The following is a 19,291-nucleotide window of genomic DNA, read 5'->3' on the forward strand; positions in this document are numbered from 1 at the left end:
GTGCTCATCCCGACGATCGTCTTCACCGCTGGTTCGCCAGCTCGCCTGCTCGCGGGCCCGGTGAGTGGCTCAGGCCAGGTCCATGCCGGGACGATGACGTCAATACCAGGCGGCTGAGAACTCTGCGTGGTGCTTCTCCGGGGCGGAGGCCCGCATGAGGAGGACCAGCACCACGAACCATCCGACGATGGGAATGAACCCGAGGAAGAACATCGACCCGGGGAGCCCGGAGTCGTGGAGTCGGCGCCAGGTGACAGCGAGCAGCGGGGGGATGGTGAGCGCCGCGATGAGCAGATGCAGGCAGAGGATGGCGGCTGCGAAGACCGCGCCGAAGCCTTCGAGCCAGACGCTGGGGGAGAAGCCAGCGATCCCGAAGAGGTTCTGCGCGTCGGTCACTATATCTTGGGCGAACAGTGTGCTGATGGTGATGATGGCCGTCATCCCGATGGCGGCGTGGACGAGGATCAGGAACAGGAAGGGCCACCAGAACTCCGGGCGGGTGGAGTAGCCCCTGAACTGGACGTAGTTCTCGAAGAAGGACGAGAGTGTCGCGTCTGGCCCGTAGACATCGCCCACTGGCCACGTGGTCTGACCGGCGTATGACTGCATTGCACCTCCTCGATCTGCTCATGCGGAGAAAGGGTCGAGAGACCGTCTCGATTGAGCACACTCTGATCGTTTTTTGTCATGAAATAAAGAGTCTTTGGTCCTATTGACTTTTTTGGCCGATCTCATGCGGGACGGCTGCCGTGCAGTGACCCGTGTCCGTGCCCGGTCCTAGGCTCACCTCTGTTGCTATCGAATGTATGTTCGAATACGATGAGGCTTCCGGGCTTCCCATCGGCTTCGTCATACCTCTTGGAGACATGAAAGAGGGAGCATGCCCATGTCCACTGTTATTCGTCCCGAAGCCGACCGAGCACCCCGCCGCGGAGCGGTGACGCTCACCGAATCCATCGATGTTGAATGCGACGAGCAGTTCCTGCCCCATCGGGTGATCTGGAAAGAGCGGAGGCACCTCGTGGTCGAAGCCCCTGTCCGCTGGTATCAGCGGCGCAGCTGGTGGCTGGAGGAGCCCCGTGCCGAGCGAGGTCGCCCCGGACTGGTGGCTCATGAGATCTGGCGGCTGCAGGTCCAGCTTGAAGCCACATCCCGCACCGAGGCCGCCGAGGTGCACACCATTGATGTCAGCCGGCATCTGGCCTCCGGGCGCTGGCGTCTGGTGCGGGTCCATTGACCTTCACCCACCTGAATGTGGCCAGCTCCTTCAGCAGCCACTACGGCACCAATCGGCCTGAGGAACTGGTGGCCGCCGCCGCGGCGGATGAGATGACGGCGCTGGCCATCACCGATCGTGACGGGCTCTACGGGGCGGTCAAGCACCTCGGCGCCTGCATCGACCTGGGCATCGCACCGATCCTCGGGGTCAGCCTTGCCGTGGAGGACCGCGGCCGGGCCGTGGTCCTCGCCAGCAATGCCTCCGGAGGGTATGCGGCGCTGTGTCAGCTGATCTCCCGCGCCCACGAACGCCCGCAGGGCGAGGCCGCCCGGGTGACCCTGCAGGATCTGGCCGAGTGCGGGTCACCCGGGGAGGGCCAGGTGCGCCGTCGGCTGTTCGTCCTGGCCGGGCCGGAGAGCGAGATCGGTGCCGCCGCGGCCTCACGGGATTACCGCAGCACCCGGGCACTGCTGCGCCAATGGCGTGAGGTGCTCGGCGAGGCGCTGCGGGTGGAGGTCGTCTCCCATCTGGCGCCTCCGGGGGAGCCGCTGTCCACCGCCCATGCGGTCCGGATGCTCAGCGCGGCCCAGGTCAGCCGGGTCACCCCGGTGCTGACCAATGCGGTGCGGCTGCTGAGCACCGATGAGGCCGCCACCGCTGATGTGTTGGACGCCGTGCGGGTGCTCTCGGACCTGCACAGCACCTCGGCGCTGCAGCCCACCGATCAGGGCTGGCTGAAACCGGCCGCGGAGATGAAGGCACTGGCCGCAGAGATCTGCGCGGCCAGCAGCACCCCGATCCCGGCCGAGGAGCTGCTGATCAACACCGAGGCGCTGGGGCGCCAGTGCCAGCTGGATCCGGTCACGGACATGGGCTGGGGCCAGCCCAAGGTGCCCGAGACCTCCGTGATCGGGATCGAGGGAGATCCGGATGAGGAGCTGCGCGCCCGCTGCGAAGCAGGCCTGGCGGAGATGCTCGCCCAGGAGAGCGCGGCCGAAGCGAGCGCTGGCCAGAGAAGCGCGGGTGTGGCCCGGGCGCGGCTGGAGCACGAGCTGAGCATCATCGCCGACCTCGGCTTCGCCCCCTATTTCTTGACCGTGGCCGAGGTGGCCCGGCTGATCCGCGAGATGGGGGTCCGTGCCGCGGCCCGCGGCTCGGCGGTCTCCTCGCTGGTGGTCCACGCGCTGGGGATCAGCCCCATCGATCCGCTGCAGCACGGACTGATCTTCGAACGCTTCCTCTCCCGCCGGCGCTCCACCCTTCCCGATATCGACATCGACGTGGAGTCCTCCGAGCGGCACCGGATCTACCGAGCCGTGTTCAGACGCTTCGGGGCCCAGCGGGTCACCCTGATGAGCATGCAGAACGCCTACCGGATCCGCGGCGCGGTCCGGGACGCCGGGCTCGCACTGGGGCTCCCCGAGGAGGAGATCGACCAGCTGGCGGAGATCATGTGGCGCTTCCCCGCCCGGGAGTTCCGCCGCGCCCTTCAGGAGAAGCCCGAGCTGCAGAGCCTGGCCGAGCGGATCGAGACCGAACGCAGCTCCGGACGCCAGCAGCTGGACCTGCTGGTGGACCTCTCCGAACGCCTGGACCGGCTGCCTCGGCACATCTCCACCCACCCCTGCGGCGTGATCCTGGGCAACGACAACCTGCTCAAGCTCACCCCGGTGGAGCGCTCGGGCGTCAACGGGCTGCCGATGAGCCAGTTCGACAAGGACGATATGGACCCGATGGGGTTCATCAAGCTCGACATCCTCGGGGTGCGGATGCAGTCGGCGATCGCCTATGCCCTCACCGAGCTCGAACGCACCACCGGGGAGGTGATCGACATGGTCAAAGACGTGGACTATGCCGATCCCGCGACCTTCGCGATGATCCAATCCACCCATACCCTGGGCTGCTTCCAGATCGAGAGCCCCGGGCAGCGCGAGCTGATCGGCAAGCTGGTGCCCAAGACGCTCAATGACCTGGTGGTGGACATCTCGCTGTTCCGCCCCGGGCCCATGGGCTCTGGCATGGTCAAGCCCTACCTGGAACGCCGCCACGGCTACGAGACGGTGGGCTACCCGCACCCCGATCTGGCCGAGATCCTCGACGAGACCTACGGGGTGGTGGTCTTCCACGAACAGGTGCTGCGGATCTTCGACACCATGACCGGCTGCGGCCTGGACGTGGCCGATGAGCTGCGCCGCGCGATGAGCAAGGACAAGTCAGGACCCGTGGAGATCTTCTTCCGCGAGGAGACGGTCAAGCGCGGCTACTCCGCCGCGGTGATCGACCGGGTCTGGGAGATCCTGCTCAGCTTCGGCAGCTTCGGATTCTGCAAGGCCCACGGGGCGGCCTTCGCCGTGCCCACCTACCAGTCGGCCTGGCTGAAGACCCATCACCCCGCGCACTTCCTCTGTGGACTCTTCGAACATGACCCGGGCATGTACCCGCTGCGGCTGCTGGTCTCCGAGGCCCGCCGGCTGAAGATCCCGCTGCTGCCGATGGACGTCAACCGCTCCACCAGCAGCTACCACGTGGAGGCGACCTCGGTGGCGGGGCTGCCGGTGTGGGGTATCCGGATGTCGCTGATCGGGCTGAAGGGGATCTCCAAGGCCGAGCTGCGCCGGATCGAGGCGGAGCAGCCCTTCGCCTCGCTGGCGGACCTGCGCGACCGGTCCCGGTTGAAACGCTCCACGCTGCGCGATCTGGCCAAGGTGGGCGCCCTGGACTGCCTGCTGCCGGAGGGTCGGAAGAACCGCAAGGACCTCATCCAGTGGGTGGAGTCCACCAACCTGGAGTACGCCAAGAAGCTGCCGGTGCGCCAGGTCCAGGGTCAGCTGTCGCTGCCCATCGGGGACGTGGAGATCGCGAACATGCCCACCGGTGCGGGGGAGCTGGAGGCCCGGGAGATCGTCACCACCGAGCTGGACCTGACCTCGCTGGACACCAGCGGGCACGTGATGGACTTCCATCACCCGGTGCTGCAGGCCGCCGGGGTCACCTTCGCCGAAGACCTGCTGTCCCTGCGCAACGGCGCCACCGTCCGGGTCGCCGGGATCCGGGTGGCCACCCAGACCCCGCCGATGGCCTCGGGCAAACGGGTCGTGTTCATCACCCTCGACGACGGCACCGGCTGCGTGGACCTGAGCTTCTTCGAGGAGGCCCAGCGCAACACCGGGGAGTGTCTCTTCGCGGCGAAGATGCTGATCGCCGAGGGCACCATTCGGCGCACCGGACCGCGGGCGGTCACCGTGCAGGCGACCCGCGCCTGGGATCTGCGTGGGGAGACCGTGCCGGGGCGGCTTCCCGCTGCAGCAGGCTCTGCTTGATCTGCACCCCGTAGCGGAAGCCGCCGAGCCCGCCGTCGGTGCGGATGACCCGATGGCAGGGCACGAACAGCGCCGCCGCGTTCATCGCGCAGGCCCCGGCCGCCGCTCGGACCGCCGCAGGACGTCCCGCTCGCTGGGCGTACCCGGCGTAGGTCAGCGGGGCTCCCGGCGCCACCTGGCGCAGCACCTCCCAGGCGTGTTCACGGAAGGGTCCCGAGCGCTGCTGCACCGGGACGCTGTCCACGGCGGAGGTGTCACCGGCGTAATAGGCCTCCACCGCCTCGACCGCCTGGTCCAGCACCGAAGGACCAGGTGGCTGCGGAGTCTCAGCATCCGGTGCGGGATTCCTGTGGCCGGTGCGTTCCCGCAGCTCGGGATGGATCAGCTCAACCAGGGAGGTGATATCCCAGGTCCATCCGGAGGCCAGGACGTGACTGTCATCAGACACCACGCTGAAAGGTCCATCGGGAGTTGTGAGACTGACATGCTGCAATCTTGTGTCAAGGATTCTCATGCTGAAGAGTCCTTTCAGGCATGACGTGGTGGGTGTGAGCTGGTGGGGTGGCTGCCGCCTGCCACAGATGCATCGCGGCGTAGGACCGCCAGGGCGACCAGCGCCGGGCATGAGACTCCAGAGTTCGATGCGCGGCAGCCTTGTTCAGCCCCGGCTCCAGCAGGCCGAGCTTCTTGGCGCCGTTGAGCAGGACGACGTCGCCGGTCATCCAGACATCAGGGTCGCCCAGCACGCGCAGCATCAGGTAGGAGGCGGTCCACTGCCCGATGCCCGGCATGGCGGTGAGCTGATCATGCAGCTCCCGGGTGTCTGCCCCCTGGTGCACGCCGAGCGCTCCGCTGGTCAGGGCCGCCGCCGCGGTGCGCACGGTGGTGATGGAGCGGGCGGGCAGTCGCAGCGGCCGTTCCGGGTCCAGGGCTGGCGGGGCGGAACCGGCGCGCGACGGCGGCGCCGAGACCCCGGCGGAGATCTGCTCCGCGGTGGGGAACAGCCGGGACAGCCCCGCGAAGGACGACGCGTGCTCGGTGCCCAGCGCGTCGACGAGCCGGCTCAGATGCGTGCGGGCGGCCGCCACCGAGATCTGTTGGCCCACGATGGCGCGGATCAGGTATTCCGGGCCATCGGCGGTGCCAGGGATCCGCAGCCCGGGGGAGCGGGCGACCAGGGGAGCCAGCGCGGGGTCGGTGGAGAGTGCGGCGCCGACGGCGAGCGGGTCGGCGTCGAGGTCGAAGAGCCGACGCGCCACGGCGACGGCGGCGGGAATATCCGCCCAGGCGCTGAGTTCACACTCCAGGTGCAGTCGCCAGTGCACGCATGAGGGTGCAGGGTCGTCCCGGGCTTGGCCTGGGCTGGCCGGGGTTGCGGTGACCTGGATCGCGGCCGGTCCGTGGGCCAGCCGCAGGGTGCGCGCGTAGACCAGCGCCTCGCCGTCGAGCTGGGTGAACTCCACACCGGGGATCGCACGTTCAGCCAGGAAGGTGAAGAGCGCCACCGCGTTGAAGGGGTCCCGCACCGGCAGGGCGAGGCGCAGGGCAAGGCGCTGAGCAGGAGGCGAATCGGCGCCGAACGGGCGGACCAGACTCGATTCGGTGAACCCGCTGGACCCGCCGGCTTCTGCGGACTCCCGGGCGGTGCCGGCGGACCGGTGGGCTCGCTGGCGGATCTCCCGGGGCGCCGCGCCGAGGACACTTCGCGCCGTGTCGTTGAACTGGCGCACCGAGGAGAACCCGGAAGCGAAGGCGATCTCGGTGATCGGCAGGGACGTGCCGACCAGCAGACTGCGAGCCAGGTGGATCCGGTGGGCCCGGGCCAGCGCCAGTGGTCCCGCCCCCAGTTCGGCGCTCAGGGTTCGGTGCAGGTGACGGCTGCTGTAACCGAGCCGTGCACTGAGGGCCTCCACTCCGCCGTCGTTCATCGTGCCTTCGCGGATCAGCCGCATGGCGCGGCCGGCCAGGTCTTGGCGAGTGTTCCACTCCGGGGTGCCCGGGGCAGCCTCGGGCAGGCACCGTTTGCAGGCCCGGTAGCCGTGCTCGTGTGCGGCGGCGGAGGTGGAGTAGAAGGTGATGTTCTCAGGCTTCGGGGTCTGCGCCGGGCAGGAGGGGCGGCAGTAGATCCTCGTGGAGGAGACCGCGGTGTAGAACTGCCCGTCGAAGCGGCGATCCCGGGACCTCACGGCCCGGTAGCGGCGCTCGAATACTTCCTCCTGGTCCATGTCTTCCATTCCACCTCTCGCGCACGCGGAAAGCTAGCGGGAATCGGACCTGGCCGTGGCCTTGCCCGATCCTGCGCGGAGGAACACGCGGGGCAGCGCCGTGAGGGCCAGGCAGCTCACCGCATCGACGAAGGGACTGACCTCGAGACACCCCTCGGAGAGCACCGCTGGACTGAACTGCATGACGTAGAAGACGGTGAAGAATATGCCCACCACTGCGCCTGTCGGAGCGTCGCCTCCTGTCCCTGCCCCGCCCCAGCTCCCGCGCGACGCAAAGGCACAGGCTCGCTGGAAGCCTTGGGCGAGGCCAGCTGCTGCGGCGACTTCGGAGCCGCTTCGGAGAAGGTCCGATCATCTCTGCGGTCGCTGTTGGTCATGTTTGCTCCTCTGGTGGTCTGAAGGTTTCACGCAGTCCCTCGCGGCTGCTGGGATGCGCCAGTCTGTGAGTCCGGCTCCGCGAAAGGGGTGGGCGCCTGCCCGCCCGGGTGGTGATGAAGACCCCCAGAACGACGACGAGCGCACCGGTGATCTTGGGCAGCGTCAGCTGGGCGTCGAGCCACAGCACCGCGCCGGCCATCGTGGCGACCGGAAGGAAGTTCAAGAAGATGGAGGCGCGGGAGGCACCGAGCTGCTGGACCGCGCGGTTGTAGAAGAACAGGGCGAGCAGGCCGGGAAAGACTCCCAGGTAGATCAGACCCGGAAGGTGTTCGGCCGCGCTGAAGGCCGGCACCCCGAGCACCGCCCATTCGATGACGACCAACGGCGCCAGGATCACCGCGGCGAGCCCGGTCATCACCAGAAGCACGCTGAAGGTGGGAAACAGACTGAGGTAGCGCGTGACGGCCAGCGAATAGACCGCCCAGGACGCGACCGCCCCGATCATGATTCCGTCACCGATGTTCCACTCCAGCTGTGCCAGGGCGAAGATCTGACCATCGGTGATCACCCACAGCGCCCCGAGGATCGACAGCGCCAACCCTGACCATTGCAGCGCATACAGCCTTTCCCGCAGCACCAGGGCGCTCAGCGCCAGAGTCAGCGCGGGAATCAGGGTCTCCAGCACCGAGACATTCGTCGAGGAGGTGAACTGGAGAGCGGCGTAGATGAAGGTGTTGAAGAACGCGACGCCGGTCAGGGTGAGCAGCAGCAGCGGCTTCCACTCGTGGAGGAACAGGCCTCTGGATCGCCACGCCGTCCTGGCCGCCAGAGGCACGAGGCAGAGAAAAGCGACGGCCAGTCGGGAAAACGCGATGGTCAGCGGCGGCAGATCGTTGAGCGCCTCTCCGACCAGAATGTTTCCCGCGTAGAAGATCACGACCATGACCATCAACAGGTAGGGGAGCATCAGAGTGGTTCCTGGTCGATGATCGAGGGCGGAGGCGTGGTCCGGTGTCGGAACACCGGCGAGGTCAGGTACTCAGACTATCGCCGTGGTGACCTTCAGCTCGCTGTCACGAGGCGCCGGCGAATCTCCTCCGCCACGGCCTCAGAGTCATGGGCGCTCAACAGACAGGTCTTGCGCGCATCGCGGACTTCGATGAATGGCCCACCGACGAGGAGCCCTGCTTTCCCATCTGCGAGAACGCGATACCCGGCTCCCTCGGCGAATCCTGTCTCAGGACCCTCTTCGACCGAGAGGATCTCGACCCAGGCAATGCTCACACGGGAGATCTCCATGCAGCGGGCGGTCAGTCCCTCATCACGGGCTGTGATCGTGACCCGCCAGCTGAGCTACCGGCGGAGCCTTCTATAGACTTTTCCGACGATCTTCCGAAGTCCTGGCGGAAGTTGTGGACGGCGCGCTAAGGCCCGCCGTCCGGCGGAGCTGTGTGCCTCGGACAGGTAGTCATTGATCGCCTTGTCTCCACCGTCTTCCATCAAGCTCTTCTGCGCCTGTGCCAGCCGGAATCCTCCGAGGCTGCCTCGGTGATAGAGAAACTTGGCGAAGCGCTGGTACTGCTGAAGGCTGATCCGTGGATGTGCAGCCAGGACCTCAGCGTTGGTGGACTGCAGCAGAGTGCTCCAGCTTCGCCGGGGTTCGACGGCCTCCCCCTTCAGGGTCTTCTCCGCATCGGCGAACAGCGCATCGAAGTAGTCGAGCACCTCTTGGCTGTAGGTGATCGTGCGTTTGAACTCCGCCCCTGATGAGAACGTGAATTCGCCGAAGTACGGGCCGTCGTCGGTGTCGTAGAGGTCGACTCTGACGAACGGGGCATCGGTCATCTTCGCGAGCTCGATGGCCCACCGGGAGAGCATCACCGCAGAGCGCGGGACCACCGGAACTCCTGGCTGCAGGTCCTTCGGCTTGAAGATGTAGTCCCGCCCTGCGACGAGTGGCTTCAGATCTCCGTCCAGCTTGACCATGCGGGGCGGTGAGTAGTTCCGGTCGATCTGCGCGACCATGCCGATCTGTCCCTGGAACATGTAGAACTTGTAGTCGAAGGGCACCGCACCGGGCTGGGCTCCGCGAAGGAGCTCCTCCACGATCCATTCGGCCTTCTTGCCTGGGAATGCTGTCGCTACCGAATCCTGCTTCTCCCGAATTCCCTCAAGCGTCCATTCGCGCAGAGCCATATGGTCGTAGTACAGGTCCGCGTCGATGCGTTCGAGCAGCATGACTCCCTTGGCTGACCAGCCATTCGCGAATTTGAGCGCCACCCGGTCCCCGAGGACGTCTGAGGTGATCTGATTCGTGGAGGTGAGGACCGCGTGCTGCTTGGGCAATCCGATTCGTTCCCCGCCGAGAGTCTTCTCCGCGAGAAGCTGATGAACGTAGGTCTTGTTCGATAGGTCACGACGATGCTGGGAGCCGCGGTTCCAAAACTCGGCCGTCACGAAATTCAAAAAGGGTGATTTCGTATCGGTTATGGCGGATGTCATGTAGGGGTACCGGTTCTTTGCGCGTCGTGATGAGTCAGCCCTGAGAGCTGCTGGTCGATTTCCACCACCGAAGTGGTGCATGGGCCGCGATCCTGCCCGCGCGTGATCTGAGGATCAGGTTGTCAGGGGTTCTAGGATGCAGCTCCCGCTTTTCTGCGGTTTCAACCGTATATGTGAGTGGGCTCATCTGCGTTTCTGTGACGCCGAAGTACACGTTGTGGTCGCGATTAGTGATCCCGTAGTGGGGTCATTTCCAACAGCGAGTCCTGTTCCGTGCTTCAGAAGTCTAGATCGGCTTCTGCGGCTGCTTGTTCATTGCGGTCCCGACGGCGTCGAAGCTCAGAAGGGCAGACGCGCAATCTCGATCTGGGACTGAGCGGCCAGCCGCTTGGTGGTTCGTGTCTGAGTGTCTGGGCGCAGTCGTCAGGAGACCAGCCTTGCAGCCCATCTGGCTGGGCCTTCGCGCCCCGCGAGCCGGCCCCCTCCTCCGACAGGTTGCGGTCACCGACGGGGTAGACCACATGTTCGTGGATCTACCGGACGGGCGCATGCACTTCGCCGCAATCACCCGGACCCGCCGCGGCCAAGACATCTTGGCGCGGCTCGACACTCTCGAGCCTGAGCTCCTTGCGCTCTACGTGGCACTGTCGCGCGATGCAGAGCTCTCGAAGGCTGCGGCGCCGCGGGCGTCGGATTTCCTCCCCACGAGACCCGCCGGCTCTTCGCAGACCCCATCGCCATCGGTGCGGACGCGAGGTCGGCGGTGGTCGAGGGCGCGGGTCCCTTCAACGTCGGTGAAGACCCGGAGGCCACGACAATTGCCCTCCGAACCCCCGATCTGGAAAGCTCAGAGCATGTGTGGACGCTACGTCATGGCCAAGGACACCGGTGATCTGGCCGATGATCTGAACCGGGCGCGGCTCGGGCCGGTGCAGCCGCCGGCTTTCGAGATCGCGCCGAATTGGAACGTCGCCCCGACCTCCACGGTGCCCATCCTGGTGGAGCGCTATGACGACGCCGGGGAGCTCTTGCGTGAACTCCACCCTGCTCGCTGGGGACTGCTTCCGGTCTGGGCCAAGGACATGACATTCAGCTCCCGGACCTTCAATGCCCGTTCCGAGACTGTCGCTTCCAAACCCAGCTTCCGCTCGGCGGCGAAATCTCGGCGCTGTGCGGTCCCCGCCGAGGCCTACTACGAGTGGAAGGCGCAGGGAGCGAAGAAGCGACCGCATGCGATCCGTTCCGCTGATGGCTCACCTCTGGTCTTCGCCGGACTCTACGAATGGTGGAAGGACAAGAACGCCGAGGCCCGCGGCGAGTCCGACCCCTGGATCCTCTCCTGCACCATCCTCACCGGGCCCTCCCCGGAGACCACCGACGACGGTGTGCTCAGCGAGCTCGCCGCGCTGCATGACCGCATCCCCCTGGCGATGACCGAGGAGTTCGCCGCTCAGTGGATCCACCCGGGGGAGAAGACGCCTGAGGAGCTCGAGGTGCTGCTTGAGCAGCTGCGCGGGGAGATCCCCGAGGCCGCCTCGGGCTGGGAGATCTACGAGGTGGACCCGGCGGTAGGCAACGTGCGCAACAACGGACCCCAACTCTTGGAACCTACACCGACTCTGTGGAGATGAACGTGCGGTGATCCGCCTTGGCGTCACCACGGCTCCGCCGCAGCGACAAGCACCCCCGGGAACAGCAGGAGCAGACCATGATTGCGTTGGACCTCACCGGCAAGACAGCCTTCGTGAGTGGTTCCACTCAGGGCATCGGCTTCGCAATAGCGAAGCGGCTCGCCGAGGCCGGAGCTCGCGTGGGGATCAACGGCCGCAGCGCCCACAAGGTGGAGGCCGCCATCCTCATTCTCGCCAAGGACGGTCTGCCCGAAGAGCTTCTCATCGGCGCACCCGGGGATGTGACCACGGATGAGGGGTTGACCGAAGCCCTCGGGGCCGTCGGCGAGGTAGACATTCTGGTCAACAACCTCGGCATCTTCGGCGCCCAGCCGGCCCTGGAGATCCCCGATGCCGACTGGCAGCGGTTCTGGGAGGTCAACGTCCTCTCCGCGGTTCGGCTGATCCGCGCCACACTGCCGAAGATGATGGCCCGCGGCTGGGGCCGAGTCGTGAACATCGCCAGTGATTCCGCCGTCGTGATCCCCGCCGAGATGATCCACTACGGAGCCACCAAATCGGCGCTGCTTGCCGTCTCGCGCGGTTTCGCGAAAGAAGCTGCCGGATCTGGTGTGACGGTGAACTCGGTGTTGGCAGGGCCCACCCTCACTGCAGGCATCGAAGACTTCGTCTACCAGCTGGTGGATTCATCCAAGTCCTGGGCCGAAGCGCAGCGAGAGTTCATGCAGGAACACCGCGCCCAGTCGCTGCTGCACCGACTCATCGAACCCGAGGAGATCGGGAACATGGTCGCCTATCTCGCCTCACCGCTGGCCTCGGCCACCACCGGTGGCGCGCTGCGGGTCGACGGTGGTTACGTCGATTCGATCCTGCCGTGACCGGGGCGGAAGGCGGTGGCACCAGCACCCCTGGAGGAGTCGCCCAAGGTTTCGCGCAGGCGTGGAAGGCTGCTGACGCCGACGGCGCCTGGCTCGCCGTCAGCGCGCAGAACACCGATCGGGTCCCGGGTGCGGAGACGATGACCGCCGATAGCGAGTCACTCCAGGCCACGGCCGATCAGGACCTCAGCGTGAATCTGCGCAGTTGAGGTGGGCGCGCCAGCCCAGCTGACTCTCACCCGGGTGCTCAGCCTCGACGGGGAGCTCCCGATACCGCTAGGCCCCTATCTCGCACAAAGACGCCCAGATTCTGACGTTTGACCTGGAACAGTTCTGTCGCCTCGATCAGATCGCTCAGTTTTCGATAACCGTAGTTTCTCGGGTCCAGCGATGCCTGGTTGCTGATCTGTTGCCCCACGGCACCGAGATTCGCCCAACCGTCGTCGCCGCGGGCAGCTTCGACAGCATTGCGCATCAGGAGGACAAGGCCGGCATCACCGCCCACGGACTTCGCGACGCTTGGACCACCCGTCGAGGCGCGTGTGCTGCCGGAGAGCTGCCTCAGGCTTTCCACGTAGATGAACTGAGAACAGGCATTGACGAACGGCTTGGGAGTCTTATTCTCGCCGAAGCCGTACACTTTCAGGCCGTCCGCCAGTATCCGCATCACCAGCGGCGTGAAGTCCGCGTCGCTCGACAGGAGGGCGAACGCGTCGATCGAGCCCGCACGAAGCAGATCCATCGCATCAATCACCATCGCCATATCGGCAGAATTCTTCCCGGTGCTGTAGGCAAATTGCTGCATCGGTCGGATCGCGTATGGATGGAGGGCGGCCTCCCACTGCTGGAGCCGGGGACTCTTCCAGTTGCCGTACGCTCGTCGGACGGTGGCAACGCCATGGCGCGCGACTTCTGCGAGCACAACGTCAACCTTTGAGGCTGGCGCGTTTTCGACATCTATGAGCAACGCGATTCGCTTCTTGTCACTATTCACTTGTTGATCATGGAGCTCCACCTTCTGGTGGTCAACTTCTCACACGAGTTAACATGCTTTCAGGATGGAAGAAACTAACCATCTTCACTCTCTTGAACCACCGGATCCTCCCCGCGCAGGAAGTACGCGCCGACGGACCCGGCAAGTGTCGCGAAGACGCCTACGGAGTACGCCGCCAGCACCAGGTGTACCACTTTGGAGAACGGGTCCTCGGTGGTTATTCCGGTGCCGGTCACGGTGGCCAGCGCCGCCTCGTAGAGCGCGGTGGTGTAGTCGGTGTGGGATTCGAAGGCGTAGAGCAGCTGACTCGCCGCCAGGATGACGACGGCGGTCACCGCGGCGAGCCAGCCGATGCGGCTGGAGAGCAGCCGCCCGGCTGACCGGGAACCGCGCACCCCGGCGGAGAGGATCCCTCCCACCCGTGCGACGCGCGTCACGCGCAGCACCCGCACTGCCTGCAGCGCGCGGACGAAGCGCAGGAACGGCACCAGCAGGAAGATCACCTGCCACCAGTTCCGCCGCCAGAACGCCCTCTGGAACCCGGCAACATACGCGCGCAGAAGGAATTCCGCGACGAAGACGGCCCAGAACACCCAGCCGGCGACGCTCAGCGCCCGGCTCCATCCGGGCTCGGTGACGAGCATCTGGCCCAGAAAGACGAACAGGAACAAGATGCCGAGCATGCCCATGGGTCGGTCCAGCTGTGCCGCGAGGCGTTCGGCGGCATTCTCCCGCTCTGCCTGCTGCGCCGGTGCGCGCGTGGATCGGCTTCTCACGGTCTGCTGACCTCCATAGGTGATGCGGTGGGTTCCCTCCCGCCACTCTACGAGGGCGGCCGGAGCTGTTCTGGCCGCGAGGAAGATTGACGGGAGCAGGCCTGGGCGATGGAATGATCCGATGGAGCTATTCGCGATCATCCTCTGGGTTCTGGCAGCGGTGCTCTTCACCGCGTCCTTCGACATGCTCCGGAGAGTGAATCCCGACTCCCGGCTGCCGTTCTTCTTCGGCAAACCGCCGATCAATCCACCACAGGTCGCTGTGGTGCGGCTCCTGGCGTTCGTCTGCTTCCTCGCAAGTGCCTGGATCTTCAGTGACGTCTACGGTCGCTCGGCCGGTCCGATCCTGATCCTGCTGGGCACGCTGCCGGGCTGTCTGCGGAACCTCTTGCACAACCGCCGGGTCACTGCAGCCGCCGCCGAAGGTGCTTCATGATCGAGATCCTCAGCGCCACCGGACTTGCCCGCGCGCGAGTCACCGGCGCACTGGTCGCCGACATTCTGCAGACCATGAAGCGCCGCGCGACGGTGGGCACGAACCTGCTGGAGATCGACGACTGGACCCGGGAGATGATCTTCGAGGCCCGCGCCACCTCCTGCTACGTGGCCTACGAGCCATCCTTCGGGCGCGGACCCTTCGGCCACTACATCTGCACCTCGGTGAACGACGCGGTGCTCCACGGCAAGCCGCATGACCACACGCTGGCCGACGGTGACCTGCTCACCCTCGACCTCGCAGTGTCGCTGGACGGGGTGGTCGCGGACTCGGCGATCAGCTTCATCGTCGGGAACTCTGCGCCGCCCGAGGACGTGGCGATGATAGAGGCCACCGAACGGGCGCTGGCTGCGGGGATCGCCGCCGCCGGCCCGGGAGCCCGGATCGGGGACCTCTCCCACGCCATCGGCATGGTTCTCACAGAGGCTGGGTATCCGATCAACACTCAGTTCGGCGGACACGGCCTGGGATCGACCATGCACCAGGACCCGCACGTCGTGAACACCGGCCGCCCAGGACGCGGATATCAGCTCCAGCCCGGCCTGCTGCTCGCGCTGGAGCCCTGGATCATGGCCGACACCGATGAACTGCGCACCGACGCCGACGGGTGGACGCTGCGCAGCGCCACCGGAGCCCGCACTGCCCACAGCGAGCACACCATCGCGATCACCGAGGACGGAGCCGAGATCCTCACCCTGCCGACACCTGGCAGGTTCGACTAGTTGCACTCAGCCACGGGTCACTGCCACCAGAGTGGTTGGGCTCCAGGCTCCCGTTCAATAGTCGAAGGTCAGTCCGGCATTCACCTGTGATGGCGCGATGGTGAGTCGCGGCTGTCTGCTCTCAGGGCAGAGCCGTCGGGCGGTTCTGGGAACTCCACTCGTTCATCCCACCTTGCATGCTTGCAACGGTGAACCCTGCGTCTTCCAGCGTCTGGGCGGCGGTCAGGCTTCGCTTGCCGCTGCGACAGACGGTGATCGTCTCACGCGCCGGATCAAGTTCGGCCAGACGCGCACCCAGCTGTCCGAGCGGAATATGGAAGGCCCCAGGGATCATGCCGCCCGTGACTTCCGAGTCTTCTCGCACGTCAACAAACTGGGCTGTTCCCAGACGATCGAAGGCCGCCGAGGGTGCAACTTCCTGCATAGTGAACTCCTAAGTTCCAAGTATGGCTCGTCGTGGGTCTACATCCGGATCTGAGAGGTACTCAGCCCAGAGCCAGTGATCTGTTACAACTTCCTCGCCACGATGACCAGGTCTTCAAGCATCGCGTCTTCACCGTGCGGTCCGACCACGTTTCGGTGGCGAACCTCGCCCACCTCTACTTCCCAGGCCTTCCGCGGCTCCAGTGCGGCCAGGTCACCGCCGAGGGTCGGCATCTCCGCGGGTCCGTGGCCGTGCTCTGCCCACGGGGGCGCTGTGGCGTGGGAGACCAGGACGAGGTGCCCGCCGACCGAGACCCGGTCGGCGGCGGCACGAAGAATCTTCCGCCGGTCGAGTGCCACCGGGGACTGCAGGAAGGAGGCGGTGATCAGATCGAAAGGCCCCTCCGGCATACCCTCGGGCAGATTCGCGGCCAGGAACTCCGCGCTGCCGCCCCCGAGCCCTTCTTGCTCCGCGTGTGTCCGCGCCCGCAGGACGGCGGTCTCCGAGATGTCGACGCCGAAGGCCTGCCAACCCTGTTTCGCGAGCCAGAGGACATCGCCGCCCTCTCCACAGCCCAGGTCCAAGGCGCGTCCGGCAGGCAGATCAGCGACCAACGAGCTCATGGTCGCATTGACGCGACCGGACCAGACCCGGTCCGAGTCGGCATAGCGGGTCTCCCAGAAGTCTCTCGGGTTGTCATCACTCACGGTAGGACCTCTCGTCTGTCGACATCGTCACGGTCGGTCTTCAAATGGATCCCCCTCGCCCGCATAGTCTTCCGCAGAACCTGGCACTTCGGTGACCAGGAGGATCTGCGTCCCCGTGTCGACGACGCTGGCGCCAGTCTCCGTGAACGCGAGCGGAATGGCAGTTGCACCATCCTCAAGCGGATCGTAGACCCGGGCGGTGTTGCCGGTGACCACGTTGTAGATGTCCAGGTCCTCTCCGTCTGCAAGGAGATAGGCCATCACTCCGCCCACGCCGAGAAGTGTGGGTTCTGCTTCGAGGTCCACGGACCAGAGTTCCCCGCCTGCGGAGTCGAATCCGGCGAGTTCATCCTCGCGGATCGCGACCCAGGTCTCGGACATCGCATCGAACATCGCGTCATCCAGGCCGCCGCTGAGGGGCTCGCCGTCGGTGAGGTCCCATAGGTCAAAACCATCCTCCGATGAGCCGATGAGGGCGCTGCCAGGGGGAAGCCGGTTCGTCGCCGGACTGACCGGGACTTCCCCTTCAGCGGCGGTCGCGGCGCTCGGTGACGCCGCGCGCCACAGCTCGCCGGAACGTCCGCTGGCGAAGGCGGCGAGCTCTCCATCGTCGGCGATGACCGTCGTTCCGAAGAACTCCCCGATGACCTCAGCGCCCTCCGGGCTGCGTTCTCCGGTGGCGGCGTCCAGGGCGACTCGCTGTCCGGTGCCGCCCAGTGGTTCGTCACCGCGTTCGGCAAAGACCAGCCCAGGGCCTTGATGCGGTCCGGGGACCTCCACTGGACCCCAGACTTCCTCCCCGGTGTTCAAGTCATAGGCCGTCGCGGTGGTGGTCCCGAATGAATCACCAGACCCGGTCGGGTCGGCGAGATCGGTGAGCACCGCGAGAGAACGGTCACCCGCGCTCGTCAGGGCGAAGCCGGAGCAGCTCAACGGGCGTTCTGCGGTCCACAGCACGGTCCCATCGGCGGACACGGCGCTGAACACCAGTCTGCCGTCCTGCTCGCCGGGGGCGAGAAAGACGCCGTCGTGAACCTGCGGGGGAGTGTCCCACTGGGGATCCACACTGACGAGACCTGTCAGGCTCACTGGGAGGTGGATGGCGTCAAGGTCAGCTTCCTCGGCCGATGACTGCACCTGGACTGGGTCTGCATCGATGTCGACCGGCGGCGCCGCTGGTTCATGCTCCACGGAGGCTTCCTGGTTCGGTTCAGTCGAACAGGCTCCCAGGGTCAGTGCGAGGACACCGAGGAGTGCAGCTGCCCGAGGCTGTGGGCGACCACGGTGACCGGCGCTCATCGCAGTGTCTCCTTCCGGGTGTCTGGAGCGCGCTCCTGAGCGCGGACGCTGGAGCGACGGTTCACCGCCCAGACGAGAAGGATGGCTGCTGAGATCCCGAGGATCAGAAGGATGTCTGCCACCGGCCCGGAGACCGAGGAGCTCATCGCCTGCAGCCACCCCTGGGTTTCACTGGGGACCAGGGAGGGCGCGGTCACCAGGCCGTTGGTGGTCCAGAACAGGACTCCGACGCCGGCGATCAGGGCACCTGCGATCACGGAGGTGGTGTGGAGCTGACGCCCGAGCACGGTGAAGCCACGTCCGCGGATGAACCTCATCGAACGGGTGCCGATGCGTCCCCAGAGTGCGGCAAGAATGATCAAGGGCACCACCATTCCGGCGCCGTAGACGGCGAGCATGAGACCCGCCAGCGGGACGCTTCCCTGAGCCACAGCCAGGGTGAGGATCGCTCCCAGGATCGGTCCGGCGCAGAAGCCTGCCACGCCGCTCGCAGCGCCGAGCAGGAAGGTGCGGACCAGACCTTTTCTGGTGTGGGCCTGCTGCTGCAGCCGCTGAGTCCCTGGCAGCGCCTTGGAGAAGTCGAAGCCCAGGCCGACCATCTGGGCCAGACCCAGGAGGATGAGGATCACCGAGGTCCCCACGATCAGCGCCTGACGGTGGTCGATGAACAGGGTGCCGACCGCGCCTAGTCCCAGTCCCAGCGGGACCAGCGTGAGGATGAGGCCCAGGTAGAAGATAGACCCGTGGACCAGCAGCTTGAGTCGTGCTCCGACGGTGGAGGCGAAGAACGCTGGCAGCAACAAGGCGCTGCACGGGCTCAACAGCGCCAGCATTCCTCCGAGGAATGCGGTGACCAGGCTGATCTCCATCAGCGGTCCTGTGCCAGTGCGTCATCGACGGCGGTGACGAAGACCTCGGTGGGCTGGGCGCCGATGATCGGTTCCCCCGCCACGATGAAGGCCGGTGTGGAGTACGCTCCGATGTCGAGGCCCTCCTGCGCATTGGCGGCGATCTGCTCGGTGACCTCAGGGGAGTTCATGTCCTCTTGGAACTGCGCGGTATCGAGTCCCGCCTGCTCGGCGAGATCCAGCAGACCCTCATCGGTGAGCCCGGACTCGGGAAGCGTCTCCCCATCTGCGAAGAGCAGCCCGTGGTATTCGGTGAATGCGTCCTGCATCGCCGCTGCGTAGGTGGCCCGGGCCGCGCGTTCGGAGGCTTCGCCGAAGACGTTGACGTCGCGCCACTCGATGCGCAGATCGCCCTCCTCGACGTACTCCATCATCGTGGGCAGCGTCTGGTCGTGCCAGGCCGCGCAGAAGGGGCACTGGGCGTCGGTGAACATCACGATCGCCACTGGAGCGTCCGCGGGACCGACCGCCAGAAGGTCCTCGGGATCTCGGCGTTCGATGTCGCTCATATCTGACTGCTCAGGCTGGGCGCCTTCCTCAGGCACGGCGACCGGCCCCTGACCTTGGGACTCGCCTTCCACACCACTCTGTTCCATGCCATCCTGCGTCGACTCAGGAGTGTCGTCGCCGATGCTCTGCCAGATCACGAAGCCGATGAGCGCGGCGGCGATGATGATCACGAACAGCGGCAGCAGGGTGTTCTTTCTTGAGCGGGTTTTCGGTTCTGCGGGCAAGGGGTGGGACATCGTGGCCTTTCAAGGACGGACAATCTACTACGGACCATAGTAACTACGAAACATAGTAACTATGCA

At 65.9% G+C, this 19,291-nt stretch carries 21 protein-coding genes; 7 read left to right on the forward strand and 14 right to left on the reverse strand.

What is annotated here, in order from left to right; genetic code table 11:
• Positions 1-99 precede the first annotated feature (99 nt).
• A complete protein-coding gene (locus LTH96_RS04850) occupies positions 100-609 on the reverse strand; it encodes a DUF805 domain-containing protein (RefSeq protein ID WP_241464627.1) in 510 nt (169 codons plus the stop codon).
• Between the two features lie 277 nt (positions 610-886).
• On the opposite strand from LTH96_RS04850, the gene LTH96_RS04855 reads away from it, so the two are divergent.
• Positions 887-1,237 (forward strand): hypothetical protein, encoded by a 351-nt coding sequence (locus LTH96_RS04855; protein WP_241464628.1) that lies wholly within the window; start codon positions 887-889, stop codon positions 1,235-1,237.
• Positions 1,234-4,539 carry a DNA polymerase III subunit alpha gene (locus LTH96_RS04860; RefSeq protein ID WP_255727998.1) on the forward strand — a complete coding sequence of 1,102 codons (3,306 nt, stop codon included), beginning with the start codon at positions 1,234-1,236 and terminating at the stop codon, positions 4,537-4,539. The genes LTH96_RS04855 and LTH96_RS04860 overlap by 4 nt, the downstream gene beginning before the upstream one ends.
• Here the strand turns inward: LTH96_RS04860 and LTH96_RS04865 are convergent.
• The 6 genes from LTH96_RS04865 to LTH96_RS04890 form a co-directional block, all read right to left on the reverse strand.
• Complete coding sequence (locus tag LTH96_RS04865; protein ID WP_241464630.1) at positions 4,457-5,053, reverse strand: methylated-DNA--[protein]-cysteine S-methyltransferase; 597 nt, start codon at positions 5,051-5,053, stop codon at positions 4,457-4,459. The genes LTH96_RS04860 and LTH96_RS04865 overlap by 83 nt on opposite strands.
• Complete coding sequence (locus tag LTH96_RS04870) at positions 5,040-6,764, reverse strand: DNA-3-methyladenine glycosylase 2 family protein (RefSeq protein ID WP_241464631.1); 1,725 nt, start codon at positions 6,762-6,764, stop codon at positions 5,040-5,042. The genes LTH96_RS04865 and LTH96_RS04870 overlap by 14 nt, the downstream gene beginning before the upstream one ends.
• 33 nt (positions 6,765-6,797) lie before the next feature.
• Entirely contained in the window at positions 6,798-6,977 is a 180-nt protein-coding gene (locus tag LTH96_RS04875) for a hypothetical protein (RefSeq protein ID WP_241464632.1), read from the reverse strand.
• 160 nt (positions 6,978-7,137) lie between these two features.
• Positions 7,138-8,109, reverse strand: a complete 972-nt coding sequence (locus LTH96_RS04880) for a DMT family transporter (RefSeq protein WP_241464633.1) — start codon at positions 8,107-8,109, stop codon at positions 7,138-7,140.
• 95 nt (positions 8,110-8,204) lie between these two features.
• Positions 8,205-8,441: a hypothetical protein gene (locus LTH96_RS04885; protein ID WP_241464634.1), complete on the reverse strand. Its 237-nt coding sequence runs from the start codon at positions 8,439-8,441 to the stop codon at positions 8,205-8,207.
• Positions 8,442-8,495: 54 nt separating this feature from the next.
• Positions 8,496-9,725 (reverse strand): ATP-grasp fold amidoligase family protein, encoded by a 1,230-nt coding sequence (locus tag LTH96_RS04890; RefSeq protein ID WP_370644391.1) that lies wholly within the window; start codon positions 9,723-9,725, stop codon positions 8,496-8,498.
• Positions 9,726-10,498: 773 nt separating this feature from the next.
• On the opposite strand from LTH96_RS04890, the gene LTH96_RS04895 reads away from it, so the two are divergent.
• The 3 genes from LTH96_RS04895 to LTH96_RS04905 all read left to right on the forward strand — a co-directional run bounded on the left by LTH96_RS04895 (position 10,499) and on the right by LTH96_RS04905 (position 12,362).
• Complete coding sequence (locus tag LTH96_RS04895) at positions 10,499-11,275, forward strand: SOS response-associated peptidase (RefSeq protein WP_241469511.1); 777 nt, start codon at positions 10,499-10,501, stop codon at positions 11,273-11,275.
• Positions 11,276-11,355: 80 nt separating this feature from the next.
• Complete coding sequence (locus tag LTH96_RS04900; protein WP_241465081.1) at positions 11,356-12,153, forward strand: SDR family oxidoreductase; 798 nt, start codon at positions 11,356-11,358, stop codon at positions 12,151-12,153.
• A complete protein-coding gene (locus LTH96_RS04905) occupies positions 12,150-12,362 on the forward strand; it encodes a hypothetical protein (RefSeq protein WP_241464637.1) in 213 nt (70 codons plus the stop codon). Before LTH96_RS04900 ends, LTH96_RS04905 begins: the two co-directional genes overlap by 4 nt.
• A gap of 38 nt (positions 12,363-12,400) precedes the next feature.
• Here LTH96_RS04905 and LTH96_RS04910 read toward each other — a convergent pair whose 3' ends face one another.
• Complete coding sequence (locus LTH96_RS04910) at positions 12,401-13,168, reverse strand: NYN domain-containing protein (RefSeq protein WP_241464638.1); 768 nt, start codon at positions 13,166-13,168, stop codon at positions 12,401-12,403.
• 53 nt (positions 13,169-13,221) lie between these two features.
• Positions 13,222-13,923 carry an ion transporter gene (locus tag LTH96_RS04915; RefSeq protein WP_241464639.1) on the reverse strand — a complete coding sequence of 234 codons (702 nt, stop codon included), beginning with the start codon at positions 13,921-13,923 and terminating at the stop codon, positions 13,222-13,224.
• A 121-nt stretch (positions 13,924-14,044) separates the two neighbouring features.
• Here LTH96_RS04915 and LTH96_RS04920 point away from each other — a divergent pair, with 121 nt between their 5' ends.
• Complete coding sequence (locus tag LTH96_RS04920; protein WP_241464640.1) at positions 14,045-14,359, forward strand: hypothetical protein; 315 nt, start codon at positions 14,045-14,047, stop codon at positions 14,357-14,359.
• Complete coding sequence (gene map / locus LTH96_RS04925; protein ID WP_241464641.1) at positions 14,356-15,141, forward strand: type I methionyl aminopeptidase; 786 nt, start codon at positions 14,356-14,358, stop codon at positions 15,139-15,141. Before LTH96_RS04920 ends, map begins: the two co-directional genes overlap by 4 nt.
• Positions 15,142-15,262: 121 nt before the next feature.
• On the opposite strand, the gene LTH96_RS04930 is transcribed toward map, so the two are convergent.
• The 5 genes from LTH96_RS04930 to LTH96_RS04950 form a co-directional block, all read right to left on the reverse strand.
• Positions 15,263-15,565, reverse strand: coding sequence for a rhodanese-like domain-containing protein (locus tag LTH96_RS04930; protein ID WP_241464642.1), 303 nt, complete (start codon positions 15,563-15,565; stop codon positions 15,263-15,265).
• Positions 15,566-15,648: 83 nt separating this feature from the next.
• Positions 15,649-16,272: a class I SAM-dependent methyltransferase gene (locus LTH96_RS04935; protein WP_241464643.1), complete on the reverse strand. Its 624-nt coding sequence runs from the start codon at positions 16,270-16,272 to the stop codon at positions 15,649-15,651.
• 27 nt (positions 16,273-16,299) lie between these two features.
• Entirely contained in the window at positions 16,300-17,571 is a 1,272-nt protein-coding gene (locus LTH96_RS04940) for a hypothetical protein (RefSeq protein ID WP_241464644.1), read from the reverse strand.
• The gene (locus LTH96_RS04945) at positions 17,568-18,440 is read right to left on the reverse strand and encodes a cytochrome c biogenesis CcdA family protein (protein WP_241464645.1); all 873 of its coding nucleotides are present in this window, start codon (positions 18,438-18,440) and stop codon (positions 17,568-17,570) included. The genes LTH96_RS04940 and LTH96_RS04945 overlap by 4 nt, the downstream gene beginning before the upstream one ends.
• Positions 18,440-19,225, reverse strand: coding sequence for a thioredoxin domain-containing protein (locus LTH96_RS04950; protein ID WP_241464646.1), 786 nt, complete (start codon positions 19,223-19,225; stop codon positions 18,440-18,442). Before LTH96_RS04950 ends, LTH96_RS04945 begins: the two co-directional genes overlap by 1 nt.
• Positions 19,226-19,291: the final 66 nt, after the last annotated feature.

The sequence above is a fragment of the Nesterenkonia sp. LB17 genome, assembly GCF_022565915.1.
GTDB lineage: Bacteria > Actinomycetota > Actinomycetes > Actinomycetales > Micrococcaceae > Nesterenkonia.

Excerpts from the sequence above, each read along its gene's own strand:
- LTH96_RS04850 (WP_241464627.1), bottom strand. The coding sequence starts at position 609 with ATGCAGTCATACGCCGGTCAGACCACGTGGCCAGTGGGCGATGTCTAC.
- LTH96_RS04855 (WP_241464628.1), top strand. The coding sequence starts at position 887 with ATGTCCACTGTTATTCGTCCCGAAGCCGACCGAGCACCCCGCCGCGGA.
- LTH96_RS04865 (WP_241464630.1), bottom strand. The coding sequence starts at position 5,053 with ATGAGAATCCTTGACACAAGATTGCAGCATGTCAGTCTCACAACTCCC.
- LTH96_RS04870 (WP_241464631.1), bottom strand. The coding sequence starts at position 6,764 with ATGGACCAGGAGGAAGTATTCGAGCGCCGCTACCGGGCCGTGAGGTCC.
- LTH96_RS04880 (WP_241464633.1), bottom strand. The coding sequence starts at position 8,109 with ATGCTCCCCTACCTGTTGATGGTCATGGTCGTGATCTTCTACGCGGGA.
- LTH96_RS04885 (WP_241464634.1), bottom strand. The coding sequence starts at position 8,441 with ATGGAGATCTCCCGTGTGAGCATTGCCTGGGTCGAGATCCTCTCGGTC.
- LTH96_RS04890 (WP_370644391.1), bottom strand. The coding sequence starts at position 9,725 with ATGCACCACTTCGGTGGTGGAAATCGACCAGCAGCTCTCAGGGCTGAC.
- LTH96_RS04895 (WP_241469511.1), top strand. The coding sequence starts at position 10,499 with ATGTGTGGACGCTACGTCATGGCCAAGGACACCGGTGATCTGGCCGAT.
- LTH96_RS04920 (WP_241464640.1), top strand. The coding sequence starts at position 14,045 with ATGGAGCTATTCGCGATCATCCTCTGGGTTCTGGCAGCGGTGCTCTTC.
- map (WP_241464641.1), top strand. The coding sequence starts at position 14,356 with ATGATCGAGATCCTCAGCGCCACCGGACTTGCCCGCGCGCGAGTCACC.
- LTH96_RS04930 (WP_241464642.1), bottom strand. The coding sequence starts at position 15,565 with ATGCAGGAAGTTGCACCCTCGGCGGCCTTCGATCGTCTGGGAACAGCC.
- LTH96_RS04940 (WP_241464644.1), bottom strand. The coding sequence starts at position 17,571 with ATGAGCGCCGGTCACCGTGGTCGCCCACAGCCTCGGGCAGCTGCACTC.
- LTH96_RS04945 (WP_241464645.1), bottom strand. The coding sequence starts at position 18,440 with ATGGAGATCAGCCTGGTCACCGCATTCCTCGGAGGAATGCTGGCGCTG.
- LTH96_RS04950 (WP_241464646.1), bottom strand. The coding sequence starts at position 19,225 with ATGTCCCACCCCTTGCCCGCAGAACCGAAAACCCGCTCAAGAAAGAAC.